Origin of the sequence: Pseudaminobacter soli (ex Zhang et al. 2022), assembly GCF_014595955.1 — a bacterium.
Lineage (GTDB): Bacteria > Pseudomonadota > Alphaproteobacteria > Rhizobiales > Rhizobiaceae > Kumtagia > Kumtagia pseudosoli.
Genome location: NZ_JABVCF010000011.1, coordinates 112,704 through 136,805, shown reverse-complemented (window position 1 = coordinate 136,805; position 24,102 = coordinate 112,704). Strand labels below are relative to the sequence as shown.

At 62.3% G+C, this 24,102-nt stretch carries 25 protein-coding genes; 14 read left to right on the top strand and 11 right to left on the bottom strand.

All coding sequences use genetic code 11. From position 1 onward, the window contains the following. Positions 1 to 174: 174 nt before the first annotated feature. Complete coding sequence (locus tag HUI96_RS20210; RefSeq protein WP_188256497.1) at positions 175 to 654, bottom strand: Lrp/AsnC family transcriptional regulator; 480 nt, start codon at positions 652 to 654, stop codon at positions 175 to 177. 227 nt (positions 655 to 881) lie between these two features. On the opposite strand from HUI96_RS20210, the gene trxB reads away from it, so the two are divergent. Both trxB and HUI96_RS20200 read left to right on the top strand, forming a co-directional pair. Next, positions 882 to 1,856, top strand: coding sequence for a thioredoxin-disulfide reductase (trxB, locus tag HUI96_RS20205; protein ID WP_188256496.1), 975 nt, complete (start codon positions 882 to 884; stop codon positions 1,854 to 1,856). 58 nt (positions 1,857 to 1,914) lie between these two features. Further along, positions 1,915 to 2,811, top strand: a complete 897-nt coding sequence (locus HUI96_RS20200) for a LysR family transcriptional regulator (RefSeq protein WP_188256495.1) — start codon at positions 1,915 to 1,917, stop codon at positions 2,809 to 2,811. Between the two features lie 331 nt (positions 2,812 to 3,142). Here the strand turns inward: HUI96_RS20200 and msrP are convergent, their stop codons facing one another. Continuing rightward, positions 3,143 to 4,111: a protein-methionine-sulfoxide reductase catalytic subunit MsrP gene (msrP, locus tag HUI96_RS20195; RefSeq protein WP_188256494.1), complete on the bottom strand. Its 969-nt coding sequence runs from the start codon at positions 4,109 to 4,111 to the stop codon at positions 3,143 to 3,145. A gap of 206 nt (positions 4,112 to 4,317) precedes the next feature. Further along, positions 4,318 to 6,372, bottom strand: coding sequence for an elongation factor G (locus HUI96_RS20190; RefSeq protein ID WP_188256493.1), 2,055 nt, complete (start codon positions 6,370 to 6,372; stop codon positions 4,318 to 4,320). 236 nt (positions 6,373 to 6,608) lie between these two features. On the opposite strand from HUI96_RS20190, the gene HUI96_RS20185 reads away from it, so the two are divergent. Beyond that, positions 6,609 to 7,013: a hypothetical protein gene (locus HUI96_RS20185; RefSeq protein WP_188256492.1), complete on the top strand. Its 405-nt coding sequence runs from the start codon at positions 6,609 to 6,611 to the stop codon at positions 7,011 to 7,013. Between the two features lie 109 nt (positions 7,014 to 7,122). Further along, positions 7,123 to 7,311, top strand: a complete 189-nt coding sequence (locus HUI96_RS20180) for a hypothetical protein (RefSeq protein ID WP_188256491.1) — start codon at positions 7,123 to 7,125, stop codon at positions 7,309 to 7,311. A gap of 94 nt (positions 7,312 to 7,405) precedes the next feature. On the opposite strand, the gene HUI96_RS20175 is transcribed toward HUI96_RS20180, so the two are convergent. The 3 genes from HUI96_RS20175 to HUI96_RS20165 form a co-directional block, all read right to left on the bottom strand. Continuing rightward, positions 7,406 to 9,388 carry a putative bifunctional diguanylate cyclase/phosphodiesterase gene (locus HUI96_RS20175; protein ID WP_188256490.1) on the bottom strand — a complete coding sequence of 661 codons (1,983 nt, stop codon included), beginning with the start codon at positions 9,386 to 9,388 and terminating at the stop codon, positions 7,406 to 7,408. A 277-nt stretch (positions 9,389 to 9,665) separates the two neighbouring features. Beyond that, positions 9,666 to 10,742 carry a PAAR domain-containing protein gene (locus HUI96_RS29115; RefSeq protein ID WP_210320249.1) on the bottom strand — a complete coding sequence of 359 codons (1,077 nt, stop codon included), beginning with the start codon at positions 10,740 to 10,742 and terminating at the stop codon, positions 9,666 to 9,668. A 137-nt stretch (positions 10,743 to 10,879) separates the two neighbouring features. Beyond that, a complete protein-coding gene (locus HUI96_RS20165; protein WP_188256489.1) occupies positions 10,880 to 12,082 on the bottom strand; it encodes a pyridoxal phosphate-dependent aminotransferase in 1,203 nt (400 codons plus the stop codon). A gap of 219 nt (positions 12,083 to 12,301) precedes the next feature. Here HUI96_RS20165 and HUI96_RS20160 point away from each other — a divergent pair, with 219 nt between their 5' ends. Together HUI96_RS20160 and HUI96_RS20155 are read left to right on the top strand one after the other, a co-directional pair. Next, positions 12,302 to 13,207, top strand: a complete 906-nt coding sequence (locus tag HUI96_RS20160; RefSeq protein ID WP_188256488.1) for an EAL domain-containing protein — start codon at positions 12,302 to 12,304, stop codon at positions 13,205 to 13,207. After that, complete coding sequence (locus HUI96_RS20155) at positions 13,204 to 14,037, top strand: EAL domain-containing protein (RefSeq protein ID WP_188256487.1); 834 nt, start codon at positions 13,204 to 13,206, stop codon at positions 14,035 to 14,037. Before HUI96_RS20160 ends, HUI96_RS20155 begins: the two co-directional genes overlap by 4 nt. A 118-nt stretch (positions 14,038 to 14,155) precedes the next feature. Here HUI96_RS20155 and HUI96_RS20150 read toward each other — a convergent pair whose 3' ends face one another. After that, a complete protein-coding gene (locus tag HUI96_RS20150; RefSeq protein ID WP_188256486.1) occupies positions 14,156 to 14,365 on the bottom strand; it encodes a cold-shock protein in 210 nt (69 codons plus the stop codon). A 323-nt stretch (positions 14,366 to 14,688) separates the two neighbouring features. Between HUI96_RS20150 and HUI96_RS20145 the strand changes: the two genes are divergently transcribed. After that, positions 14,689 to 15,009, top strand: coding sequence for a hypothetical protein (locus HUI96_RS20145; protein ID WP_188256485.1), 321 nt, complete (start codon positions 14,689 to 14,691; stop codon positions 15,007 to 15,009). Between the two features lie 173 nt (positions 15,010 to 15,182). Beyond that, positions 15,183 to 16,313, top strand: coding sequence for a PQQ-dependent sugar dehydrogenase (locus HUI96_RS20140; protein WP_188256484.1), 1,131 nt, complete (start codon positions 15,183 to 15,185; stop codon positions 16,311 to 16,313). An 81-nt stretch (positions 16,314 to 16,394) separates the two neighbouring features. Here the strand turns inward: HUI96_RS20140 and HUI96_RS20135 are convergent, their stop codons facing one another. Together HUI96_RS20135 and HUI96_RS20130 are read right to left on the bottom strand one after the other, a co-directional pair. Continuing rightward, positions 16,395 to 16,922, bottom strand: coding sequence for a tetratricopeptide repeat protein (locus HUI96_RS20135; protein WP_188256483.1), 528 nt, complete (start codon positions 16,920 to 16,922; stop codon positions 16,395 to 16,397). 81 nt (positions 16,923 to 17,003) lie between these two features. Further along, positions 17,004 to 17,354, bottom strand: a complete 351-nt coding sequence (locus tag HUI96_RS20130; protein ID WP_188256482.1) for a DMT family protein — start codon at positions 17,352 to 17,354, stop codon at positions 17,004 to 17,006. A 146-nt stretch (positions 17,355 to 17,500) separates the two neighbouring features. Between HUI96_RS20130 and HUI96_RS20125 the strand changes: the two genes are divergently transcribed. The 5 genes from HUI96_RS20125 (at position 17,501) to HUI96_RS20105 (ending at position 21,968) form a co-directional block, all read left to right on the top strand. Continuing rightward, positions 17,501 to 17,926, top strand: a complete 426-nt coding sequence (locus tag HUI96_RS20125; protein WP_188256481.1) for a DUF3775 domain-containing protein — start codon at positions 17,501 to 17,503, stop codon at positions 17,924 to 17,926. Between the two features lie 512 nt (positions 17,927 to 18,438). Next, complete coding sequence (locus HUI96_RS29500) at positions 18,439 to 18,981, top strand: extensin family protein (protein WP_237684261.1); 543 nt, start codon at positions 18,439 to 18,441, stop codon at positions 18,979 to 18,981. 106 nt (positions 18,982 to 19,087) lie between these two features. Beyond that, positions 19,088 to 19,864 carry an extensin family protein gene (locus HUI96_RS20115; RefSeq protein WP_188256479.1) on the top strand — a complete coding sequence of 259 codons (777 nt, stop codon included), beginning with the start codon at positions 19,088 to 19,090 and terminating at the stop codon, positions 19,862 to 19,864. A gap of 242 nt (positions 19,865 to 20,106) precedes the next feature. Then, entirely contained in the window at positions 20,107 to 21,414 is a 1,308-nt protein-coding gene (locus tag HUI96_RS20110) for a hemolysin family protein (RefSeq protein ID WP_188256478.1), read from the top strand. A gap of 221 nt (positions 21,415 to 21,635) precedes the next feature. Beyond that, a complete protein-coding gene (locus HUI96_RS20105; RefSeq protein WP_188256477.1) occupies positions 21,636 to 21,968 on the top strand; it encodes a hypothetical protein in 333 nt (110 codons plus the stop codon). A 439-nt stretch (positions 21,969 to 22,407) separates the two neighbouring features. Here HUI96_RS20105 and HUI96_RS20100 read toward each other — a convergent pair whose 3' ends face one another. Continuing rightward, positions 22,408 to 23,013: an NADPH-dependent FMN reductase gene (locus HUI96_RS20100; RefSeq protein ID WP_188256476.1), complete on the bottom strand. Its 606-nt coding sequence runs from the start codon at positions 23,011 to 23,013 to the stop codon at positions 22,408 to 22,410. Between the two features lie 85 nt (positions 23,014 to 23,098). Here HUI96_RS20100 and HUI96_RS20095 point away from each other — a divergent pair, with 85 nt between their 5' ends. Beyond that, positions 23,099 to 23,518, top strand: a complete 420-nt coding sequence (locus HUI96_RS20095) for a winged helix-turn-helix transcriptional regulator (protein WP_188256475.1) — start codon at positions 23,099 to 23,101, stop codon at positions 23,516 to 23,518. A 67-nt stretch (positions 23,519 to 23,585) separates the two neighbouring features. Here the strand turns inward: HUI96_RS20095 and HUI96_RS20090 are convergent, their stop codons facing one another. Further along, positions 23,586 to 23,978, bottom strand: a complete 393-nt coding sequence (locus tag HUI96_RS20090) for an acyl-CoA thioesterase (RefSeq protein WP_188256474.1) — start codon at positions 23,976 to 23,978, stop codon at positions 23,586 to 23,588. Between the last annotated feature and the right edge of the window lie 124 nt (positions 23,979 to 24,102).

The window sequence follows — 24,102 nt, the reverse complement described above, 5'->3', positions numbered from 1 at the left end:
GCGCGCAGGCCGTCGATCTCGGGTCTGTAGGCAATTCGCATCGGGGGATCGCAAAATCTTCGGGAAATGGTCGGTGAGTGCCACCGGTCACAAGCCGTCATGCTTGATTCGTTGCGCTCTTGTTAGGGGCTGATTGCGTCGCAATGTCGGCGCGGCACCTGGCCGATCGGCGCGTCAGTCCTCGTCCATCGCCACGAGGCCCTCGTCCTTGACCTTGCGGATGGTAAGCGCCGTCCGCACGGTCTCGACATTCGGCGCGGAAGTCAGCGTCTCGATGACGAAGGTCTGAAAGGTCGTAAGATCACTTGCGACGCAGTGAAGCATGAAGTCGGATTCGCCCGAGACCATCCAGGCTTCCCGAACGACGGGCCAGCCGCGGGTCAGCTCCGCAAAAGCCTTCAGATCCGCATCCGACTGGTGCTTCAGGCCGACCAGGCAGAACGCCACCACGTCCATGCCCAGCGCCGGACCGTTCAGCAGCGCCCTATAGCCGCGAATGACACCCATATCCTCCAGCCGCTTCACGCGGCGCAAGCAGGGCGGCGCCGAGATGCCGACTCTGCGCGAAAGCTCCACATTGGTCATGCGACCATCGTTCTGCAACTCGCGCAGGATCTTCCAGTCGATAGCATCGAGTTCGGCCCTAACCGCCATGTGATGATCCGCAATCTCGAAAAGAACGGCCCGTCTCAGCGGTCCTTAGACCAAAAGCCGCCTACGCGTCAGCCGCGAATCTGTCCTACGCACACTCTCCGGGCGTCATGTCCTTTCCGGGGATGGCCGAATCGGCTGCCTTGCTGCAGTGCAAGACAGCACATAGATTACAACCGCCTACGTTCCTCCCCGAGCGAGGCAGGATCGAAGGTAGAAAGCGACACGTCATGACCGCCAAGCACGCGCCCGTTCTGATCATCGGCTCCGGCCCAGCGGGCTATACGGCGGCGATCTACGCAGCCCGCGCCATGCTGAAGCCGGTTCTCATTGCCGGTCTGCAGCAGGGTGGCCAACTCACCATCACCACGGATGTCGAGAACTATCCGGGCTTCGCCGAACCGATCCAAGGACCCTGGCTGATGGGCGAGATGCTCAAGCAGGCCGAGCATGTCGGCACCGAGATCGTCAACGACATTGTCACTGAGGTCGACCTGAATGTCCGTCCCTTCCGAGTGAAGACCGATTCCGGCCTGAGCTTCACCTGCGACGCACTCGTCATCGCGACCGGCGCCCAGGCGAAATGGCTGGGGATCCCGTCGGAGGAGATCTACAAGGGTTTCGGCGTCTCCGCCTGCGCCACATGCGACGGCTTCTTCTATCGCGGCAAGGATGTGGCTGTCATCGGCGGCGGCAATACCGCGGTCGAGGAGGCGCTCTACCTTTCGCATCTGGCGAAATCGGTCACCGTCATCCATCGCCGCAGCGAATTCCGAGCCGAGCGGATCCTGCGCGAAAGGCTGATGAAGAAGGATAATGTCCGGGTGATCTGGGACACGGTCGTGGACGAGATCACTGGCCGTCCCGGAAAGGCGCCCCTCCCCCCGACCGCCGAAGGGCTGAAGCTTCGCAACGTGATCACCGGCCAGATTTCGCAACTCCCCGTGGACGGCATCTTCGTCGCGATCGGCCATGCGCCGGCCGTCGAACTCTTCGTCGGCAAGCTGAAGCAGAAGCCGAACGGCTATCTTTGGACCGCCCCCGGCACCGCCCGCACCGATGTGCCCGGCGTGTTCGCGGCCGGAGACGTGACCGACGACACCTATCGGCAGGCGGTGACCGCGGCCGGGCTCGGCTGCATGGCGGCTTTGGACGCGGAAAAGTACCTGGCTAGCCTTGAGGAGCAACGCGAAGCTGCGGAATAGAGACGCACGCAAGATCGCTCGTACCGGCGGCGAGAAGCCGGCGATAAGAGGGGAACAGATGTCACTCGATTGGGACAAGCTGCGGGTGTTCCATGCCGCGGCCGAAGCCGGCTCGTTCACGCATGCGGCAGAGACGCTGAGGCTTTCGCAATCGGCCATTTCACGCCAGGTGAGCGCGCTCGAGCACGATGTCGGCGTCCCGCTGTTCCACCGGCATGCACGGGGTCTGGTTCTTACCGAACAGGGCGAGTTGCTGTTCCGCACCGCCCATGACGTGCTGCTCAAACTGGAATCGGTGCGATCGCGCCTCACCGAGGCGAAGGACAAGCCCTCCGGCATTCTCCGAGTCACCACGACGGTCGGCCTGGGAGCCGGTTGGCTTACCGAGCGCATCCCCGAATTTCTTGAACTTTACCCGGACATCCAGATCCAACTCATCCTCGCCAACGAGGAACTGGATTTGACCATGCGGCAGGCGGACTGCGCGATCAGGCTGCGCCAGCCGCAACAGCCGGATCTGATCCAGCGCCGCCTGTTCACTGTGCACTTCCACCTGTTCGCCTCACCCTCCTACGTCAGCAAATGGGGGAAGCCGAACTCGATCTCAGACCTGAAGAACCATCGCATCGTCACCTTCGGCTTGCCGGTTCCGCCGCATCTCAGCGAACTCAACTGGCTGGAGACGGTAGGCGACTTCGACGGCGGACAGCGCGTCGCGACGCTGCAGATCAACGACCTCATTTCGATTCGGCGGGCGGTCCAGCGCGGCGCCGGCATCGCCATGCTGCCGGATTATCTGGTCGACAAGGACTCGGGGTTGATCCAGCTCCTTCCGGAAACCGAGGTGCCGTCCTTCGACACCTATTTCTGCTACCCCGAAGCGATGAAAAACCAGGCCAAGCTCCAGGCCTTCCGCGACTTCGTCATCACCAAGGCACGCAACTGGTCGTTCTGAAAACGACCTCCTTCGGTCTGAGCCATTCGTTCCGTAAGGACATTGGACCACAGGCGCTGCTTTTTTGCATGGGAGCTTTGCAAGCGACATGCTTGTTTGTTGGGCAGGCATAGCCCATATAGTGGACATCTCCGGGGCGCATTCCTCCTCCCATTGGCGCCCCAGAGTGTTCCCCTCTGGAGGTTTTGCCGTTTTCGGCACTCCAATCAACTCAGCCGGGTCTTTCCAGATCCGGCTTTTTTGATTCTTGACGGGGTGTTCTGCACGCAATTGAGCGTTTCTGCCGGCTGCACACGAATGCAGCAGAATTCACCACGCCTGCCTCGTATGCTCACATGAAGAGCTTTTCCCCCGAGACGCCCGCATAGAGCCCGGCGACCTGCTCGCCATAGCCGTTATAGATCAGTGTCGGTACGAACTCGCCCGTGTGCAGCACACGCTCCATGGCCTGGCTCCAGCGCGGATGCGGCACTTCCGGATTGACGTTAGCCCAAAAACCGTACTCGCTCGGCTGGATCGCCTCCCAGAGGCCAACGGGGCGCTCCTCGACGAAATCGATCTTGCGAATCGACTTGATCGACTTGAAGCCGTATTTCCATGGCAGTGCGACCCGCAGCGGAGCCCCATGCTGCTTGACGAGCGGCTTGTCGTAGGCTCCTGTGACCATAAACGCGAGATCGTTGCCGGCTTCCTCGATGGTGACGCCCTCGATATAGGGCCATGGGTAGAGAAAGTCGTTCTGGCCCGGCGCCATGTCCGGGTCGAGGAAGGTCTCGAAGCGCACAAATTTCGCCGAGCCCTGCGGCTTGGCCAGTGCAACAAGTTCCTTCAGTGGAACGCCGGTCCAGGGGATCGTCATCGACCAGGCTTCGACGCAACGGTGGCGGTAGAGCCGGGTCTCCAGCGGGATCTTTCGAACCAGATCGTCGAAAGCAATGGTGAAGGGCTTTTCGACAAGCCCGCCGATCTCGATGTCCCAGGGCCGCGTCTTCAGCGCCTGGGCAGCCCGCGCGATCGTCTTCTGGGTGCCGTACTCGTAAAAATTGTTGTAGTGGCCGTTGATTTCTTCCGGCGTCAGATCGCGGTCGAGCTTGAAGCTCTCGTTCTTCCTGGCGGGATAGAGATCGGCCGTAGGGTCGGCTTCCTGCGCAAGCGCCAACCGCGGCAGGCCGGCTCCGAGGCCTAACGCCCCAACACCCAGGCCCGCCAGGATGGCACGGCGGTTGACGAAAGCCGAGTAAGGCGTCGCCTCCAAATCCGGGATCGCCCAGGAGGGGCGGCGATGAACAGCAAAACTCATGGGCAAGTCCTCCGGCAAGCGATTTCAACGTGCCGCGTCGAGAGGGCCTGATCAATCAGTCCTGCCTTCACATTCGCGTGGTGAATGGCCAACGTGATGACGAACAATGCCCCCGCCGTACGCAGGCTTCTACCCCCCCCACTTGAGGGGTCAGGGGTGGGGGTAGAACGATCGCCTCTTGCCGCTACTGCCGCAGCGTCGGATAGCTACGCCGCCTTTCCGCGTGCGTGACTCATTGCGTCGTCAGCAAGCCGGCCGGTCAACTCAGCCATATGGTCGAAGTTCGCCTCGAAGCTGGCCACCCCGGCCGTGGCCGAGCGCAGCTCGATGATGAGATCACCGATCTCCGATTGCGGAATGGTGGCCTCGACCACGTCCCAGCCCTTCCAGCCGGGCCGCGCGTCGTAACCCAGGATCTGACCGCGCCGCTGTGGCACGATGCCGGTGATCTTGGCCGTAGCGTCTGACGGAGTGAAAATCTGGACCTTCATCACCGGCTCCAGGAGCACGGGCGAGCAAGCCGTCATGCCCTCCTTCATCGCGAGCTTCGCCGCCATCTGGAAGGCCATGTCGGATGAATCCACCGAATGGTAGGAGCCCTCCGACAGGTTCACGGCGACGTCGACTACCGGAAAGCCTAGCGGCCCCTCCTTGAGAAAGTCGCGCACTCCGGCCTCGACCGATGGGATGTACTGCTTGGGCACGACCCCGCCGGTGATCGTGTCGGTGAACTGGAAGCCTTCGCCGCGTGGGAGCGGCTTGATCTGAATCACCACGTCTCCGAATTGGCCATGGCCGCCGGACTGCTTCTTGTGGCGCCCGCGCTGCTGCGTCGCCTTTCGAATCGTCTCCCGGTAGGGCACTGCCGGCGCGCGCTGCTCGATGGGGATCTGGTTCCTGCCCTCCAGCCGCTCGATGGTGACGCGCAGATGCATCTCGCCATGCCCGGCCAGCACCGTCTCGCTGGTCTCCTGGCTATGGGTGAAGGTGAGAGCCGGGTCCTCCTCGGCCAGCCGGACGATGGCGGCCGACATTTTGACGTCGTCCTTTCGCTCTTTCGGGCGTAGTGCGATCGCAAAGACCGGCTGCGGTGGAATGCCGTCGAAGAGCTGAACCGCAGGCTGTTTGCCGGCCCCGAGCGTCTGTCCCGTGCGAGCGCCTTCGAGCTTTCCGAGAGCAACCACATCGCCCGCCATCGCGGAGGGAACCTTGGTCTGCTCCTTTCCAAGCAAGCGATAGATGCCCGAGACCCGGGCCGTGGCGCCGTCGGGCAATGCTAGTTCGAATCCGTCATTGACCGTTCCGGCAAGCACGCGCGCAATCGAAAGCTTGCCGCCGTGGGCCGTATGGACGGTTTTCATGACCTGCACCAAAGTCCCGGCATCTTCTGGGACGCCGAGGCGTTTATTGGTTGCCTCGACGTCGGCCACGTCATGGCGGATCGTCTTCAACAGCCTGAGAACGCCATTGCCCTTTTCGGCCGCGCCGATCAGGACGGGCGTGACATTGCCCTCGCGCAGGTCCGCGGCCAGGTCGTCGAACACCGCATCCTGGGGCGGGGCGACCTCTTCAAGAAGTTGCTCCATCAGATGGTCGTCGTGATCGGCGAGCGTCTCGAGCATCGAGAATCGCGCCTCGATCTCGCGCGCCTTCTCGTCGTCCGGGATTTCCGTCACCTCGCTCGCTGCGTGCTCGCGCCAGACATAGGCGCGCTCCAACGCGAGATCGATCGCGCCGACGACGATCGCGTCGCGCCGCAGCGGAATCTGTCGCAGCAACAGCGGCGTGTCGCTCACCGGCTGCAGCATTTTCAGCGTATCGCGCACGCCGGCGGAGGTCTTGTCGATCTTGTTCAGGAACAGGATGCGCGGCAGCCGCAATTCGTCGAGGCTGCGCATGATGACCTGCAGAGCCGGGATTTTCTTTTCGTCCGCCTCGGTCACGACGATCGCCGCATCACAGGCCGCGAGCACGGGCTGAGCTTCGAAGGAAAATTCCACCGAGCCGGGGCAATCCACGAAGGTGATCGACTCGCCCATGAAATCGACCGTGGCAAAAGTCGCCTCGACGCTCATGGCGTGAGCCCGGGCCTCGGGAGAGCTGTCGCCGACGGTACTTCCGGAAGCTACCGTATTCTGGCGGGGAATTGCGCCGACGCGCGCGAGAATGGCTTCGAGAAGGGTCGTCTTTCCGCTGGAGAAGGGACCGACAATGGCGACGCATTTCGGTCCCGTGCGTCTGCCCCCGGCACGTGCACCCATGACTGACCTCCACTCAATCGTTTCCTCGAGAGCGGCGGCCGGCCTGCGGCCGTCGCAGGCGGAGCCTTGTGCACGGGCCCCTGACCTGCCGTATCGTCACACGGGATAATCAGCAGGGCAAGAAAAAAGCCGGAGCTTGTCCCGGCTAAGCATTGCTCCTACTTTGTATGACGATCGCAAATCGACTCAGGCCCGGAGGGCGGGCCCGAGAGCCAGGGGCAGACGCAGCGCAGAGCATGAATAGCGCCGGTGCACATAGCACGGTCCTCGTCCTGTTCTACCGGACGATCCTGTGGGTTGCCGCGCTTCTCGCACTGGGCGAGGCGTCGTCTGCCGCGGACACCTTCGAGCGCCAGCGGCCGCACTATTATCTTGACAGCCCCCTGTCACCTGACCCGCAGGGCAACGGCATCCCCACGGAGACCTGTTCAGCTTCCTCGGCTGTTCTCCCGGACGACGATGTCTCATCACCGGGTTTCGCCGAACCGGTCGAGTTCGAATGGGTCGGCTACGCGGAAGGGCGACTTTCAGTTGCTGCCCTGACACTTGGCTTCGGCCATCGCGATCACCTGGTCCGAGACCGCCCCGATACCGGCGGAAGGCATGCGCGCGGCCCGCCTGAAGGCTCCCCGGCAGTCTGAACTCGGGTCCGGCGCTCAGGTGCCTCGGACCCAAAACACACCGGGAACAAGCCGCGCGACATTGCCTTTCATGTGCATCTCGCCAGGGCGGCTAAATGAAGGAAAACCCATGGCCAAGACTCATCCACTCGGGTTCCGCATAGAGCAGGACATCAAGGAAGCGCTCACCGTTGCGGCTAAGGAGGACCACCGTTCCGTTTCGTCTCTAGTGGAACTGATCATCGCGAAATGGCTGCGGGAACACGGCTATCTCGCCAACGCCCCGCAGCGGAGCCTGCGCCACACTCTGGACGCGTGACCGCAAAGAGAGGCGGGCCGGCGAAATAACCGGCCCGCGCCTTCCGAGATATCACTGCGCACTTCCCGCGTCCGGCGGAGCAAATCACCACTGCCTAGGCGCCCGCGGCGAACAGCCTCGGCGCAGATGGTGCCGCGCTGGATGCCGCTGCCATTTGCTTCCGCTTGCCCTCGAGCAGGAAAGCGGGGATTTCGCTGGCCGGCCGGGGACGACCGTAGAGATAGCCCTGGAAGTGGTCGCAGGCGAGCGAGGTCAGAACCTCGGCCTGATGATCGGTCTCGATCCCCTCGGCCGTTACGCTCATATCGAGCTTGTGGCCCAGCATGATGATGGTATCGAGGATATCCCGTGCCTGCCGATCGTTGCGCTCCAGCGCTGAGACGAAAGACCTGTCGATCTTGAGCTTGTCGAACCCGAACTGCCACAGATAGCCAAGGCTCGAATACCCGGTTCCGAAGTCGTCCATGGCGATCGAGACGCCCAGCGACCGCAGTTCCCGAAGCTGGCTGGACACGTTCTCGGTGTTCTCCATCAGCATGGATTCGGTCACCTCGATCTCGAGGCGGCCGGCGCTCAGGCCCGATTTGCGCAACGCTTCTCGCACATAGCCCACGAGCTTGCCGTCCTGGAACTGGCGCACGGACAGATTGACCGACACCGTGAGCGGCTCCGGCCAAAGCGCGGCAGTCGCCGTCGCCTGTTCGATCACCCATTTGCCGACCTCGTTGATGTGTCCCATCGCCTCTAGGACCGGGATGAAGCTGGACGGCGGGATAAAGCCTCCCTCCCCGTCCGTCAGCCGCAACAGCGCCTCGAAGCCGATGCACGTGCCGTTGTCCGCCCGCAAAAGCGGCTGATAGTGCAACTCGAAGCTTTGCCAGGAGACCGCATCGCGCACACGCTGCTCCAGTTCCAGTCGGGCTCGCATGGTGTCCTCCATGCTGTCGCAGAACAGGCGATAGGTGTTCTTTCCGTCCATCTTGGCTTGATAGAGAGCTACGTCGGCCTTGTGCATGGCGTCAGCCAGCCCGATTTGTTCCTCGACAACGTACACGCCGCAACTGATGCGTCCGTATATGGTCTTTCCGCGCGTGAGGATCGGTTCGCCGATGGCGCGCATCAACCGTTCGACCGTGTCGGTGACATCCTGGGTGCTGTCGCGGCGGACCGCCAGCGTGAACTCGTCGCCGCCCATCCGGGCGGCCAGATCGTCCGCCCCACAGCAGCCCATGACGCAGCGAGCGACATGTTTCAGGAACTCGTCACCGGCTTCATGGCCATAGGTGTCGTTGATCGTCTTGAAATCATCCACGTCGAGAAAAATGATGGCGAGTTGCCGGTCGGGCACGTTCCGGGCAAGCAACTCGGATAGACGCTCCGTGAAGCTGGCACGGTTGAGCACACCGGTCATCGGCTCGTACTTGGCAAGGTATTCGACCCGGCGTTTTGCTTCCGCCGCCTGCCGGCTGCGCGAGATGAAGGCGAGCGTCGGCAGGCCGAACATCAGCGCGGCCGCCGCAGCAAGGCCGATCGCCAGCAGCATGAAGGTTGCCTTGAACAGGGAGGCCGTCCCGGTCTGGTCGATATAGACCTCGACGACCCCGCGCGTGCTGCCCTGCGCGTCGATGACGGGTACATAGGCTTCGACATAGAGCGGCGGTCGGTTCTTCTTGCCGGTGCCGTCGTTCAGAGAGACGTCGCTGTTTCCCGTTCTAAGAACTTCCGCCGCCTTGGCGCTGTGCTCGCCGGCCCCGCCCTCCTTGGCGTAGGCGGCTTCATCGGAAACGAGTACTGTTCGGCCCTGCCGGTCGAACAGCTTGAAACGGAAGACATCTCCCACATGCTCGGCGGCAGCGATGACCGAAAGCTGCGCCGCATCCGCCTGACCGGTTGAGATCAGTTCATCTAGATTGGGCATTTTGCCGATGAAATAGGCCGCCCAATCGCGTGCTTTCCGGTCGGCATCGACGGAAACCGCCCTGTTGACGGTCAGTTCTATTCCGAAAAAGACCGCACTTGCCAGGAGAAGCATGCCGGCTATGGCGACCGAGATTGCCCTCACATTCGCTGACTTCATGGACCAGCCCCCGCATAGAGGACCGAAGTGTCCATATTTCGTGTAGACGAATAGTTAAATTCTAAGATTTCTTAGTAATCGGAATCACAAATGCAGTTAATGTTCTATTACTTAAAGACACCCCTCCTTCGAGAATTACATTTTCGAGCGGCAGATACGACCAGACTAGCGATTCCTAAGTTCATGGAGATATCGCAGAGATGCAAATGCGGGATCGAAGACCACGTCACGTAACCCGGAGACGATAATCCGAAACGAGAATGGTGGCCTTCGGCGATTAACGCCCTCGAAATGGCAGCGTAGGGGGTTTTGTATTTGCGAGTGCGCGGGTCTTACTCGACACCTCCTTGCCGAGACGCTTCGCCTCGTCGGCATGGCGCTTCAGTTCGTCCCGCGTTGCTTCATAGCCGTCAACGAGCGCGTTCCAGTCGTCGAGCCCCTTTGCGGAGTGGTTGCGGATGCGCTCCTTCTCCGCCTGCAGTTCATCGTATCGCTGCTTCAACTCCGTGGCCTTCTGCTCGGCTGCTGCAACCAGTTCGGCGACCTTGGCCGAGGCCTTCCCATACGCGGCTCTGGCGGCCTCGATGCGCGTCTGCAGATCCTCGATGGCCGGCTTTAGGGCCGGCGGAAGCTGGTCGGCAGGCACCGCCGCGAGCGCGTCGTTCAACGCACCCAATGCGGCCGCTCCCCTTTCGGCGAACGCCGAGCCGGGTTTCTCCGCCATTTTTTGCATCGTCTGGGCGACGGCCGGAACAGCTTTCGACAGGGCCTCGAAGGCGGCTGGAGGCGTTGCGGGGGCTGCGGGCGGCGGCGGGGCGGAGGTGCGGGAAGATGGGGATGCGGAAGAACTCTGTGCACCTTCAGGTGCATCTGCGGACCCGGGCGGCGCCATCACGTCGAGCGCAGCGCTTGCGATGCTGGACAGAAGCCCCGCTTCCGGAGCGGTTATCTCAGGCAGTCTGGGCGGCGCCGGCATGGCAGGCATGGCCGGAACATCCGGCAGGGCGACATTGGGCAGAGCCGGCATTTTTGGCGGAGCGGGCGTGACAACCCCGATCTCGCCGATCATCACGGTCGGCCAGCCCTGGACAATGACGCCGCCATGGGCGGTGTTGTCGCCGATGCGCGCGGCGTTGAGGCCTCCGATCAGGACGCCTGCCGATCCGCGCACGATCACGTCGGGTGGACCGACGCAAACGCACATATCGGTGATGCGAGCGGCCGGCAGGTTGCCGATCAGAACGGTCGGCATTCCGGGAGAGATAATGGGGCCACCGACATGCGGGATCGGAACAACGGCCGGCGTCTGCATGGGACAGACATGCATGTCGGTAAGCCGGGCAGCAGGCGGCATGCTCGTTCCTCCGGCGATTACACCAACAGCCCCCTCGCCGTCCTTCTGCCCCAAGGACGAATGCCTAGATCATCGCCGGTTCCCGCGGCCTTGTCCAGTGTGGCGCCGAAGCGCCACAACCAGTCCAAGCCTTCCGCTTATTTCAGCGATGCGGTGAACCGCTGGATACGGTGGCAGGCTTCCTCCAGCAGAGCCTCGGAAGTCGCGTAGGAGATGCGGAAGTTGGGCCCGAGTCCGAAGGCCGAGCCGAAGACCACCGCGACGCCCTCGCTCTCCAGAAGCTCCGCGCAGAACTCCTCGTCATTGGCGATCACCTTGCCCGATGCCGCCGTCTTGCCGATCAGTTCCGCGCAGGAGGGATAGACGTAAAAGGCGCCCTCCGGAGACGGACAGCTGATGCCCCTCGCCTGGTTCAGCATGGAGACCACGAGATCGCGACGGTTCTGGAAGATCGCCTTGTTCTTGGCGACGAAGTCCTGCGGCCCGTTCAGCGCCTCGACCGACGCCCACTGGGCTATCGTGCAGGCACCGGAGGTCTGCTGGCCCTGGATCATGTCCATCGCCTTGATCAGCGCCACCGGCCCGGCAGCGTAGCCGATGCGCCAGCCGGTCATGGCGTAGGCTTTCGACACGCCGTTCATGGTCAGGGTGCGCTCGTAGAGCTGCGGCTCGACCTCGGCGACCGTCTTGAACACGAAGTCGCCGTAGGTCAGGTGCTCGTACATGTCGTCGGTGAGCACCCAGACGTGCGGATGCTTGAGCAGCACGTCGCCGAGGGCCCGCAACTCGGCTTCCGTATAGGCCGCGCCCGAAGGGTTCGACGGTGAGTTCAGCACCAGCCACTTGGTCTTCGGCGTGATCGCCTTCTCGAGCGCCTCGGCCGTCAGCTTGAAGCCGTTCTGCCCACTCGTGGCAGCGAAGACGGATTCGCCGCCGCAGAGAGCGACCATTTCCGGGTAGCTGACCCAGTACGGCGCAGGGATGACCACCTCGTCGCCCGGATTGAGAGTGGCCATGAAAGCGTTGAACAGGATCTGCTTGCCGCCGGTGCCGACGATAGTCTGCTCCGGCTTGTAGTCGAGGTTGTTCTCGCGCTTGAACTTCTTCGCGATCGCCTCGCGCAGTTGCGGGATGCCCGACACCGGCGGATACTTCGTCTCGCCGCGGCGGATCGCGTCGATGGCGGCGTTCTTCACATTATCCGGCGTATCGAAATCCGGCTCGCCGGCGCCAAGGCCGATCACGTCGCGGCCTTTCGCCTTCAGCTCGCGCGCTTTCTGGGTGACCGCGATCGTTGCGGAGGGCTTCACGCGGGAAAGGGCGTCGGCAAGGAATGCCATGGCTGGAGGTCTCCAAGAGTTATGGGCCGAATGGCCGGATAGCAGCCCGCCGCACGGATCCTTGGCCATGAGCGGCGAGCATGCACGTAATGTCCGATCGCTTACCTTTGCGCAAGCGCCTGCCCGTCTTTCGGATGTCTCAACTTCGAACGATTGGATTAACGCGGGATCAAATCTCGCCGGTGTAGGCTGCCACTCTTATGAGAAGCAGAGGCGATCGTGCCCCGTAGCGCAGTGCTCGCCCATATTGGCCGCAACGAGGACCAGACCGTTCAGGCCGTCTGGGGTGCTTATGCGCTGAAAAGCGCGTTTCAGCCGATCTTCGCCTTCAACAACGGCAAGCTGGCCATCGCCGCCTTCGAAGGCCTGATCAGGCCGGAGCGCGACGGCGCCTTCGTATCACCGGGCGCCTTCTTCGGCGGGCTTGCCGGCATCGACCGTTTCCATGTCGAGACCCTGACACGCACGCTTCACCTGATGAATGCGGGGGCGTGTCTGCCGCAGGACACGGCGATCTTCGTCAACTTCGACCCATCGGTCTTCATCGACCGCTCGATCGCCGATGCCGCTTTGGGCGACATGCGGGTGACTCTCCATGAGTCCGGAATAGATCCCAAACGGGTCGTCTGCGAGGTCACCGAAAAGAAGTCGGGCTCGCAGGACGCGCTCTACAATTTCGTCCAGGCACTCAAGGCGAACGGCTTCAAGATCGCAGTCGACGATTACGGCGCCGAGGACTCCGACATCGAACGCATCAAGATGCTGCGCCCGGACATCGTGAAATTCGATGCCCACTGGATCACGCGATTGATGGAATCGGACCCTGGCTTCGGTCTCCTCAGCGCCATGGTCGAGATCTTCTACGACCAGGGCATCTCCACGGTATTCGAGGGCATCGAAGAGAACTGGCAACTCGAGCTCGCTGAAAAATCGGGCGCCTCCATGGTGCAGGGCTATGTGCTGGCGCGACCGGAACTGGCTCCCACCAACTTTGGGGCATTCCCCCGCACCGCCCTCCCGATCGCGCCAGGCCGACGGCCAGCCGTCCAGCAAGAGCATCGCCGGCCTGCTCCCGTCGCCCTCGCCCCAGGCAAGCATTTTGGCCGGAAGATCTCGTCTCCATGACTGAAAACCCAACAACTGAGTACCTGCACGCAATCGTGCAGGACGAGATCGGCTTGTCGTTCGGCCTCCTGCCGCCCCTTCGGCTGAAGACTGCATTCCAGCCCGTCTTCGTGCGGCGAAACACCAGCCTGGTACCGGTTGCAGTATCCTTCGGCGTCGCATTCCAAGAACGTGGAAGAGCAGTCTACAGCGACGCGCTGCTGGACCTTCCGGCGGAGCAGACCGCGGCCGCAGAGTGGATCGGACCCAGGCTGGCGATCCGCAATCTGGATTTCATCGGCTGCGACGATCCATATTTCGATCTGATCATCGAGTTGCCCGCTGGCGTGGAACAGCCCTGCGCGGAGATAGAGGCGCTCATCGAGGAAGCACTATCGGTCGGCATCATGCCGGAGCGGCTCTACTTCGACCTATCCAGTATTGCAGAAGCGAAGGACCTCGCCGAAGCCGCGGAGGCACTCGGACGGTCGGGCGCATCGTTGGCGCTGGAATTGGAAGCGACGTCGCGGCTGAACGAGATGAATACATCCTTCTCGCCCGCACTGGTGCGCGTTCCCTCGAAATGGACGCAAGGCATTGTCACTCAGCCGGAACTGATGCGCGTCTTCCGTCTGCTGGTGACCACGCTGAGATCCCGCGGGATCATGATTCAGGTCGAGGGCATTTCGGACGCGGCGCAACTGCGGGCGGCCCTGGCGGCGAACGCCGACCGGTTGCAGGGCGATCACCTAGAGCCCGGCGCGCTAGCAGGAACCGAGTTCGATGATTCGCCGCGTCTCCTGGCCACGCTGATGGGAGCGCATGGCAACGTGGTCCCGCTTACCGCCTGATGCGCACCTCGCGCCATTCATCAAACTGGCGGAGAAAGTCCAAGCACCATAACAGCAAAGAAAAAGGCGGGAACGAGCCCGCCTTTTTCTTGTTTAACTCGCCTGATCGGCGGACGGCTTAGACCTTCGCCAGCTTGCCAGCGGCAGACTTTCCGGTGCGGCGGTCCTGCTCGATCTCGAAGCTGATCTTCTGGCCCTCAACGAGGCTAGTCATACCAGCGCGCTCGACTGCCGAAATGTGGACAAATACGTCCGCACCACCAGCGTCCGGCTGAATAAAGCCAAAGCCCTTGGTGGTGTTGAACCATTTGACGGTACCGGTAGCCATCTTATCTCCTAGATTGTCGCTACGTTTTTCTGACCGGACTTCGGCGCCCGGCGGGCCCTATCGAAATTTGCAGATGAACGTCAGCGAACGCGAGATATCGCGAGCTACCGATCGACCGAAAATTCAATACAACCGCCTATAAATCGCTTCATTCCTTTAGACAAGAGGCAGGAGGGCGCCGCGGCACACCTCTTGCCGCCAACGTTGCCACGACGGCAGCGTAGGCGAGTTCAAACGCACAAACCGCGGAACCGTTCCATCCGTTTCGGTATTATATCTACTTTCTTTCAACCTGCGGCATAGGCCGCTCCGCGGAGTGTTCGATGAAGAGCATCCTCCTTGGAATGGGTCTCGCCCTGCTCGCGAGCGACGCCTATGCGATCTCCCGCTACAACGCCGCCTCGATGTCCTGCGGAGAGGTGAGAGCGACCATTGCTCGCGACGGCGCGGCGATCGTGCGCTATCGCTCGGCTCGCACAGGCGGGCAGCTCTATGGCCGTTATGTTCGGGACGTCCGCTTCTGTGCCAGCAGCGAGCAGCCAGAAACGACCTACATTACCACCAGAGACACGAGCAACTGCCCCGTCTACGAGTGCCGTCCATTCGACCTTGACGATGACTTTCTACTGTTCCGTCATAGGTGAGTTACGCTGCTAGATCCGTGCCTGTCGGCAGGTTGAACAAACTCGTTCGAACGCTGCTCCGAAACAGAGAATGGGGCAGCCCGGCGCTTGCTCACAAAGACGTGATGAAAAGGGCACGGTAGTTGATCGGGCGGCGACTTGCACGGCTTCGACACCAACCTACGCTCGGTCGTATGAGCAGAACATACACACTTCTGGTTGCGCTGACGGCAACCCTGTTCTCGATGGCGTTCGTCCTTGGCGCGAGTGCCCAATCCTCTCCTCCGCTTCAAACCGACGTCATCGTTCGCGGGCTCGAACATCCCTGGGGCGTGGCATTCCTGCCGGATGGCCATGCAATCGTCACCGAGAGGCCGGGGCGCATCCGTATCCTTTCGGATGGCAAGCTGTCGAAGCCGGTGAAAGGGGTGCCGAAGGTCGCCGCCCGCGGACAGGGCGGGTTGCTCGACATCGCCGTCTCGCCGAACTTCGCCAGCGATAATCTGGTCTACTTCAGCTTTTCGCAGCCAGGCCGAGGCGGATCAGGAACAGCAGCGGCCCGAGCCAAGCTGGTTCGCGATGGCGCCAACGCCCGGCTCGAGAATGTCCAGATAATCTTCTCCATGAAGAAGAAGACACGTAGCACCCTGCAATTCGGGTCGCGCCTGGTCTTTGCCCCCGACGGAACACTGTTCATCACCACCGGCGACCGCGGCGACGCCCCGCGCGCCCAGGACCTTCAGGACGCTGCGGGTTCGGTGGTCCGCATCCAGCCGGACGGCTCCATACCGCCAGACAATCCGACCTGGCGCGGCAAGCCACACCTTCCGGAGATCTGGTCGAAGGGACACCGCAACATCCAGGGCGCCGTCTTCGACCCCCTCACCCACCGCCTGCTCACGAACGAGCATGGCGCGAAGGGCGGCGACGAGATCAACCAGCCGGAAGCAGGCAAGAACTACGGTTGGCCCGTGATTTCCTACGGCAGAGAATACTCCGGCGCGAAGATCGGCGTCGGAACCGCAGCCCCGGGCTATGAACAACCCCTGCACTATTGGAATCCCTCGATCGCGCCTTCCGGCATGGCCGTCTATGAAGGCGACATGTTCCCGGAGTGGAAGGGCAATCTGCTCATCGGCTCGCTGAAGTTCGAATATCTTGCCCGACTCGAGCGCGACGGCTCGGGGAAGATCGGCAAGGAGCATCAAATCCTGAAGGGCGAGTTTGGGCGCATCCGCGACGTAAGGATTACGCCCGACGGCTCGATCTGGCTGCTCACCGACGAGGAGGACGGAGCGATCGTCCGCGTGTCGCGAGGGAAGTAGCCGGGCCGGCTACCGCACACCTGTAAGTGGCCGCCCTTGAGGCAGCCCGCCCGTGTCGGTCTGGCGGTATAGGATGTGCCCTCAGCCCTTGTAGGAAGCGATCTGGCCGGCGAGATCCTTGTACTCCTCGCATCCGGTCCCGCAGCGCTTCTCGATCTCAGCCAGTTGAACCTTGGCGCCGGCCAGGTCTCCCATCTGCAGGTGGGCCTCGCCGAGATATTCGCGCACCAGCGTATAGTTGGGGTCGACCCTCAGCGCCTCCTGGTAGTAGCCGAGGCCGACGAGCACGCGACCGGCCTTGCGGTGCGAATAGCCGAGATAGTTCAGGATGCGCGGATCGCTCTTGTTCTCGGCCAGGCTGAGGACCTTGATCGCCTCTTCGTAGTTGGCGCTCTGCGCGAGTTGGCGCCCGGTCAGATAGATCGTCTCGTCGTCGACCGCACCGGCCTTCTGCGCCACACATTTCTTGGTCTTCTTGTCATAGATCTTCCCTGTGCCGCAACTGGGGACACTGTTGCCTCCACTGCTACCGCCGGCAGCGAAAACCGGTCCTGCGGCAAGCGGAGTTGCGACCAGGAAAGCGGCGATCAGAGCGATGCAATTGCGCATATGCAGTCCTCCTGACTAGGCCCGTGCTCACTGATCAACGTTGCCGGGGCGAGGATTCTTCCTGGCCGTCGCGATCGAACCTCACGCCCTGAAGATCAGTGCAGCGCCGCCGCAGATCAGGACAAAGCCCAGAACGTGGTTCCAGGTGATGCTTTGTCCGAGATAGAACACCGAAAATACCATGAAGACAACGAGCGTGATGACTTCCTGGAAAGTCTTCAGCTCTGCAGCCGAATAGGCGTAGCTTCCCATACGGTTCGCCGGCACAGCCAGCCAGTATTCGAAGAAGGCGATGCCCCATGACGCCAGAACGACGACGTAGAGCGGCGCCGTCTTGAACTTCAGATGGCCATACCATGCAAAGGTCATGAAGACGTTGGAAACAATGAGCAGGAGGATCGGTAGGATTTTGGGCGAGAGAATCGCGGACATGCGGCACCAGTTGTGAGCGACGCGCCATTTCGGTGCTCGCGCCAACCCTGTCAATGCTGCCTGCCGGCGGCTCACGGCTGATTGAGCAGCGTGACCTTCGCCATGAATTCTGCGATCATCATTGACAGGAGGGCGGAGAAAAGCCGGTGGAAAGGAAGTTCGACAGGGATTGGGAACTGACGATCGGGCCAGACACCGTTCGGCTTTTCATCGAAAAGGCCAAGGTCATCAGCGCCGCGATCAATGAGGACTATGCCGACGGCCAGGAGCACGAGGTCGAGTATGACGGCGACGGCGGCGATCTCCATCTCCACGAGGGTCTCGCAGAGGAAGAGTCGGAGAATCTGCTCGAGGAGGAGTTGCGCGAACTGATCGACGATCTGAACGTCGACGAGGCGGCGGAACTGGTCGCGCTCGCCTGGATCGGGCGCGGCGATTACGAGGGTTCCGAGTGGACCGAAGCGGTCGCAGCCGCGCGGGAGCGCGGCAATAGGCGAACATCCAAATATCTGCTGGGTATGCCAATGCTGGGCGACTGGCTCGAAGAAGGATTGGAATCGATCGGCGCCTGAGCGAGCCGGGGTGCACGCTGAAGATGTTACCGATCTTGTCGGCAACCTTTCCTTGACACCACTATTTTCCTTAGATGAACCTGCCGGAAGAGAGGGGCCGGAAAGGATGCACGCGAGGCGTGCGACTGACTGCCCTCGCCATCATGTTTCTCACAGCCGACCTTCTTGCGGCCGCGTCACTTGCCCAATCGGTTGATCTTCCCAAATCGGCGCCAATTCCACAGTTGCACTCTCCTGATCGGCAGCCTGCTACACCCGCGCCAGACATGCATGTGCCGGTGCCGCAACCACGTCCCGGCCGTGCTAAATCCGGAACGGAGCCGAAGGGTCCGCCTCAAGCGGCGCCGCTGCCGACCGAACGGCCTCGCTCGGAGCGGGATGCCGGAGCGCCCACGACAAGTCTTCCTGTCCATCCGAACACACCCGGTCCCGTTTCGAAGGAGGCGCCGGACATTCCGAAACCCGACGTCGTTCCGCCGGACCCGCGCTCGTCGGAAAAACCTTCGGTGCCGATGCCGACCGCCGAGCTTGCCTGCCGGGATCGGCTCCAAAAGCTCGGGGTGAAATTCGCAAGCCGATCGGCCGAGCACGACGAAAAGGGCTGCTCCATGCCCTACCCGTTGACGGTGCAAAGCCTTGGCCCCGAGGTCAAGCTGGAGCCGGAGGCCGTGATGAACTGCGCAATGGCTGAAAGCATGACCGACTTCGCAAACGATGTGATCAATCCGGCGGCACAGCGGGAGTTCGGCGCCAAGCTCGCCTCGATTTCGCACGCTTCCGCCTATGTCTGCCGGCCACGCAACGGAAGCGCAAAACTATCGGAACACGCCTTCGGAAATGCGCTCGATATCGCGCGGTTCAACCTGTCGAACGGGACTTCCGTGGATGTGACGCCGACCCCCGGTGAGCGCGAGGCGCGTTTCCTCGGCAGCGTGCGGAAGGCGGCCTGCGGCCCCTTCAAGACTGTGCTTGGCCCCGGCAGCGATGCCGATCACGGCACGCACTTCCACCTTGATCTGGCTCCGCGCAAAAACGGCGGCACCTTCTGCGAATAGTAAGGCGCTTGCGGCCGCCATCTTGCCGCCGCAGCTGTGAACGGCGCCATCGACCTTTCCTTTACGCTTGCCGCATAGCCTGTCCCTGACGGTCAGGGATTTATCCATGCGCATTCATGTATCGCGTATGCGCGCGCGCCGCCTTGTCGGCGTGGCGATGCTCATGCTTGCCGCAAGCAGTTGCTCGAGGGAGCCGCCGCGGCCTGACATCGACGTGGGCACGAACACAGCCGCTCTATCCGCGCCGCAACTGGAGCCGCTCGAGCCGCTTGAATCTTCCGGCCCGATCGAGGTGGCATACCCGCGCTTTGACGAGCCGCGGGCGCCACTGAATGTCATGCCGGCCTCGGAGGCAGCCTGCCGCCGCGAGCTGAAGCGCCTCGGCGTCGGCTTCCGGGACCTGCCGACGATCCATCAGGGCGCGAGTTGCGGCATCGATTGGCCGGTTCAAGTATCATCGATCGGCAGCGTCCGGATGCAACCCGCAGCCACTCTTACCTGCTCAATGGCCGCGACCGTGGCGCGCTGGACGAGGAAGGAACTCGTGCCGGCAGCACGCTGGCGCTATTTCTCTGGCGTAAGGACAATACATCAGGGGTCGAGCTATTCCTGCCGGAACATCCGCGGCACGGCCAGACGATCGCAGCATTCGGTGGGGAATGCGCTCGACATCATGCGGATTGAGCTCACCAATGGCCGGGACATCGACGTGCGCAAGCCCGGCTGGTTCGCATTCCGCCAGCGCGGCTTCCTCAAGACGGTGCGCCAGGACGGCTGCGACTACTTCTCGACCGTGCTTGGGCCCGGTTACGACGCAGACCACGCCGACCACTTCCACTTCGACATCATGCCGCGCAAGAACGGCCACACGGCCTGCCGATAGACCACGGCGACTTGGAGGCTGGAATCTCTGTCGGAGGAGATTCGGGGCAAGGTCGACGGCGTCCTCCAGCGCGGAAGGATCTCCGGTTCGATGGACTGTAAGTGCAGGAACTAGTTTCGAGAGGGCTACTCTGAATTGAGCACTGAATGAGTTCTCGACAACGAACGTGAATTCGCTTTTGCCAGGCACGAGGCTTCTGAGCACACTTCCTGCCGCGTCGGACCAATGCTAAAGCACCGGAAATGCTGTACGTTGAAGTCGCGATCGTCGCCGTCCTGATCTGCCTGAATGGACTCCTGGCCATGTCCGAACTGGCGGTCGTGTCCTCCCGTCCCGCACGGCTGAAAGGCATGATCGAGCGCAACGTGAAGGGCGCGGCAAGCGCGCTCAAGCTCGGCGAGAATCCGGGCCGCTTCCTCTCTACCGTGCAGATCGGCATCACGCTGGTCGGCGTGCTCTCCGGCGCCTTCTCCGGCGCGACGCTCGGCGGCCGCTTGGCCGCGGCGTTGGCCGAAACCGGGCTCCCCCGCTCTGCCGCGGACGGCCTCGGCGTAGGCATCGTGGTCGCCGTGATCACCTACGCGTCACTGATCATCGGCGAACTGGTTCCCAAGCAGATCGCGCTGCGCAACCCCGAGGGAATTGCCGCACGGGTAGCGCCTGCAATGTCTATCCTGGCGACGATCGCTTCGCCGGTGGTGTTCCTGCTCGATATCTCCGGCCGCGCGGTTCTGTGGCTGCTCGGCCAGCGCGGCGAATCGGAAGAGAAGGTCACCGACGAGGAGATCAAGATGCTCGTGGCCGAGGCCGAGCACCACGGGACGATCGAGGCCGACGAGCGGCAGATGATCGCTGGCGTGATGCGGCTCGGCGATCGCGCCGTGCGCGCCCTGATGACGCCGCGTACCGAGGTGGACTGGATCAATCTCGCCTGGGACGACGAGGCGGTGCGCAAGGCCCTGATCGAGACCCCACACTCGCGGCTGCCCGTAGGCGACGGCTCTGTGGACGCCATGATCGGTGTCGTGCAGACCCGTGAACTCCTGGCCGCCCTGCTGGCCGGCCAGAGCCTAGACCTCAGGCTGCATACCCGCGAGGCGCCGATCGTGCACGATCAGGCGGACGCACTGGATGTTTTGGCCACTCTCAAGGAGTCAGAAATCCCCGTCGCGCTTGTCCACGACGAGTACGGCCACTTCGAGGGAATCGTCACGCCCGCCGACATATTGGAGGCGATCACAGGCGTATTCCGGTCAGACCTCGAGGCGGAAGAGGAGCCTCATGCCGTCCAGCGCGAGGACGGATCCTGGCTGCTCGCCGGCTACATGCCTGCGGACGAGATGCGCGACCATCTGGGGGTCAACGTCCCGGAGGAGCGCGATTACGAGACGGTGGCCGGCTATGTGCTTTCCCACCTGCACCATCTGCCCGCGACCGGCGAATGGGTGGATGCGGATGGCTGGCGGTTCGAAGTGGTCGATCTCGACGGCCGCCGGATCGACAAGGTGCTGGCCAGGCGACTTCCCGGCGCCCATCGCAGGGCCGGCTAGAAACCCAATCCGCATCAGCATGTCGTGCTGAGATCCTCAGCGAGCACGACAGCAGCTTGAATCATCGCGGGAGCGCGTTGATCCGATCCATCAGCCTAGGCAAAATTGCATCGTTGTGCTTCGGGGAAAATTAGGGAAGCCGCGCGAATTCATTTCTGACGACTTGGCTTTCGAGTTAGGGAGCAGCCCTGCCCATTTCGGGCAAGGGGGTTTTTACAAGTATGAATATGAAACTGCTTGGGGCCAGTGCCGCGGTTGCCATTCTCTCCTCGGTTCCTGCCCACGCGGAAGATCTTGTCTTTACGTTGACAAATGGCACCGATTCCGTGCTGACGCGCTTCCACTCCTCCCCGACGGGCGTGAACAATTGGGAAGACGATATCCTCGGGCAGGATGTCCTCAATCCCGGAGAAAGCGTGGAAATCACCATCGCCGACGGCCGCGCGGTTTGCGAATACGACATGAGGTTCGAGTTCACCGAGGATTCGGATCTGGACACGACGACCGACACCCAGAACCTGTGCGAGCTCGGATCCTACACGCTTCAAGAATAGGGAACCCGGGTAACTGCGAGGCCGCGAGCAACGCCTTGTTTCGGCCCATATCCTTGCCCATATAGGCGACATCGGCCGTCGAGGGGCGGGTCGAGGCTTCCCCGGGATTCGGGGTCAAGGTTCCCCGTCAAGATGGCCGCATTGATCTGATCGACGGCTTGCCGACCGTGGATGTATCGGCGGTGAGAAAAGTCTCAGAAGCGAGAGAAGCGGGCGCGGGGCCCGCTTTTTTGTTTTCGGCCAACCCGTCCTGGGAGCGGCGATTAGTCCTGTGGATAGACGGCGCGGGTGGTTCGGCGAGGCCAATTAAGCCATTTTTCACCATGATCATGCATTGTGACGAGGCTGCGGTCACGTACCGAGTACCGCGGTGCCTCGGCACCCAGGCAACACCCCGCCGCTCTAACAAGGGCGGCGGGTTTTGCCTCCGCGAAAGGGCTCAGGCGGCCTTGCTTGATTGTTCGGCGGCGGACGCTTCCCGTGCGCTCTTCAGCGCCTTTGCCCACCAGGCGATGTCGTCGAGCAGGGTGTTCGCGGCCTGATTCAAGTGCTCGAACTCTTCCAGCTTCTTCGAGCCGTCCATGACCTGCGCCATGTCAGCCCAAACGATGTGCACGCCATTGCGCACCGGTGCCATCTGAAGCTCCACGGCATGCAGCCTCAGTTGCTCGACGGCGCGAGCGCCGCCGACGCCGCCGTAGCCCACGAAGCCGGCCGCCTTGTGCTTCCACTCGGTGTAGGCATAGTCGAGCGCGTTCTTCAGCACCGCGGTCGGGCCGCGGTTGTATTCGGCCGCCGTGAAAATGTACCCGTCGAACTCCGCCACTTTCTTCTGCCAGCGCTGGGCCACCTCGCTCTTGGATGGCACATAGGCCGAGGAGCCGGCCTCGTCGAAGAAGGGCATTGGAAAGTCGCGAAGATCGATCACCTCCAGGTCGATGTCGCTGCGCTGGCTGGCAATCTTGGCGAACCATTCAGCCGGCTTGTCGGCGAAACGGTTGGCGCGAGTGGAGCCTATGACAAGGGCGATTTTCGGTTTAGACATAGAAGTGACCTCTTGAAATCTGGTATCTTAAGGATACCAACTTTATATAAGTAACTAGGAAGGAAAGCCGCAAGGAGGCACTTCTTTGAAACCTAGGCACCTGCACGTCAGTGAGGACTGCCGCGCCATCAGCAGCATCCTTCAGCGGGTCGGCGACAAGTGGACGGTCCTGGTGGTTACGAAGCTCGGCGCCGGCCGCATGCGCTTCAACGAGCTCAGGGAAGCGGTCGGCGGGATCTCTCAGAAGATGCTCACGACGACGCTGCGCAGTCTCGAACGGGACGGCTTCGTCGTTCGCGAGCAGTTCCCGACCATCCCGCCCAGGGTCGAGTACGAATTGACCGACTTGGGCCGCGAGCTTCTGGCCCCGGTCACCGCGCTGGCCGACTGGGCCCGCCGCAACGGCGAGCGGATCGGCAAGGCGCGAGAAAGCTTCGACCGGACGGCGTGCGACAGCGAGGACGTGCACGGCGGTCAGGATTCGGCAGTCGGCAATCGGCAGTAGCGACTTACTGCCTGACTACCGACGACCGGCTACTCACGACCGACGCCGATCACGACTGCCGACTGCGCTATGCACTGGGCACCGGCTTCGGCCGCCCTTCGCCATCCAGCGCCACCATGACGAAATCCGCGTCCGTGACCTTTTCCATCCGATCGGTGAGGTAGCGCTGCGCCCAGGCTTCCACCTTGAGCGTCATCGAGGTGCGGCCGACCCGGCTGACATGCGTATAGATGCAGAGCGTGTCGCCGATCTTCATGGGCTTGGCGAAGGACATCTCCTTGACCGCCGCGGTCACCACCCTGCCCTTCGCCCGTTCCGCCGCGCGGATGCCGCACGCAAGGTCCATCTGCGCCATCACCCAGCCGCCGAAAATGTCGCCCGCGGCATTGGCGTCAGCAGGCATCGCCAGCGTCCGCAGCGTGAGCTCGCCGGTGGGTTGTCCATCCGCGTAGTGTGTCATGGCAGCCTGAGCCCTGAAGCCGTGTCTCATCGCCTGCCTAGCTGTCCGATCGGACAGGGTCAACGAAGCCGTCGCATCCGTCCTGGCCCCGTCGCTTTTCTCACAACCCATGCCGGGCGAACCC

Coding starts and splice junctions, on each gene's coding strand:
- HUI96_RS20185 (WP_188256492.1), top strand. CDS start 6,609: ATGAATAGCGCCGGTGCACATAGCACGGTCCTCGTCCTGTTCTACCGG.
- HUI96_RS20180 (WP_188256491.1), top strand. CDS start 7,123: ATGGCCAAGACTCATCCACTCGGGTTCCGCATAGAGCAGGACATCAAG.
- HUI96_RS20135 (WP_188256483.1), bottom strand. CDS start 16,922: ATGCGCAATTGCATCGCTCTGATCGCCGCTTTCCTGGTCGCAACTCCG.
- HUI96_RS20190 (WP_188256493.1), bottom strand. CDS start 6,372: ATGGGTGCACGTGCCGGGGGCAGACGCACGGGACCGAAATGCGTCGCC.
- HUI96_RS20150 (WP_188256486.1), bottom strand. CDS start 14,365: ATGGCTACCGGTACCGTCAAATGGTTCAACACCACCAAGGGCTTTGGC.
- HUI96_RS20090 (WP_188256474.1), bottom strand. CDS start 23,978: ATGACACACTACGCGGATGGACAACCCACCGGCGAGCTCACGCTGCGG.
- HUI96_RS29115 (WP_210320249.1), bottom strand. CDS start 10,742: ATGCCGCCTGCTGCCCGGCTTACCGACATGCATGTCTGTCCCATGCAG.
- HUI96_RS20130 (WP_188256482.1), bottom strand. CDS start 17,354: ATGTCCGCGATTCTCTCGCCCAAAATCCTACCGATCCTCCTGCTCATT.
- trxB (WP_188256496.1), top strand. CDS start 882: ATGACCGCCAAGCACGCGCCCGTTCTGATCATCGGCTCCGGCCCAGCG.
- HUI96_RS20105 (WP_188256477.1), top strand. CDS start 21,636: ATGAATATGAAACTGCTTGGGGCCAGTGCCGCGGTTGCCATTCTCTCC.
- HUI96_RS29500 (WP_237684261.1), top strand. CDS start 18,439: ATGCCGACCGCCGAGCTTGCCTGCCGGGATCGGCTCCAAAAGCTCGGG.
- HUI96_RS20155 (WP_188256487.1), top strand. CDS start 13,204: ATGACTGAAAACCCAACAACTGAGTACCTGCACGCAATCGTGCAGGAC.
- HUI96_RS20210 (WP_188256497.1), bottom strand. CDS start 654: ATGGCGGTTAGGGCCGAACTCGATGCTATCGACTGGAAGATCCTGCGC.
- HUI96_RS20165 (WP_188256489.1), bottom strand. CDS start 12,082: ATGGCATTCCTTGCCGACGCCCTTTCCCGCGTGAAGCCCTCCGCAACG.
- HUI96_RS20200 (WP_188256495.1), top strand. CDS start 1,915: ATGTCACTCGATTGGGACAAGCTGCGGGTGTTCCATGCCGCGGCCGAA.
- HUI96_RS20115 (WP_188256479.1), top strand. CDS start 19,088: ATGCGCATTCATGTATCGCGTATGCGCGCGCGCCGCCTTGTCGGCGTG.
- HUI96_RS20100 (WP_188256476.1), bottom strand. CDS start 23,013: ATGTCTAAACCGAAAATCGCCCTTGTCATAGGCTCCACTCGCGCCAAC.
- HUI96_RS20110 (WP_188256478.1), top strand. CDS start 20,107: ATGCTGTACGTTGAAGTCGCGATCGTCGCCGTCCTGATCTGCCTGAAT.
- msrP (WP_188256494.1), bottom strand. CDS start 4,111: ATGAGTTTTGCTGTTCATCGCCGCCCCTCCTGGGCGATCCCGGATTTG.
- HUI96_RS20140 (WP_188256484.1), top strand. CDS start 15,183: ATGAGCAGAACATACACACTTCTGGTTGCGCTGACGGCAACCCTGTTC.
- HUI96_RS20145 (WP_188256485.1), top strand. CDS start 14,689: ATGAAGAGCATCCTCCTTGGAATGGGTCTCGCCCTGCTCGCGAGCGAC.
- HUI96_RS20175 (WP_188256490.1), bottom strand. CDS start 9,388: ATGAAGTCAGCGAATGTGAGGGCAATCTCGGTCGCCATAGCCGGCATG.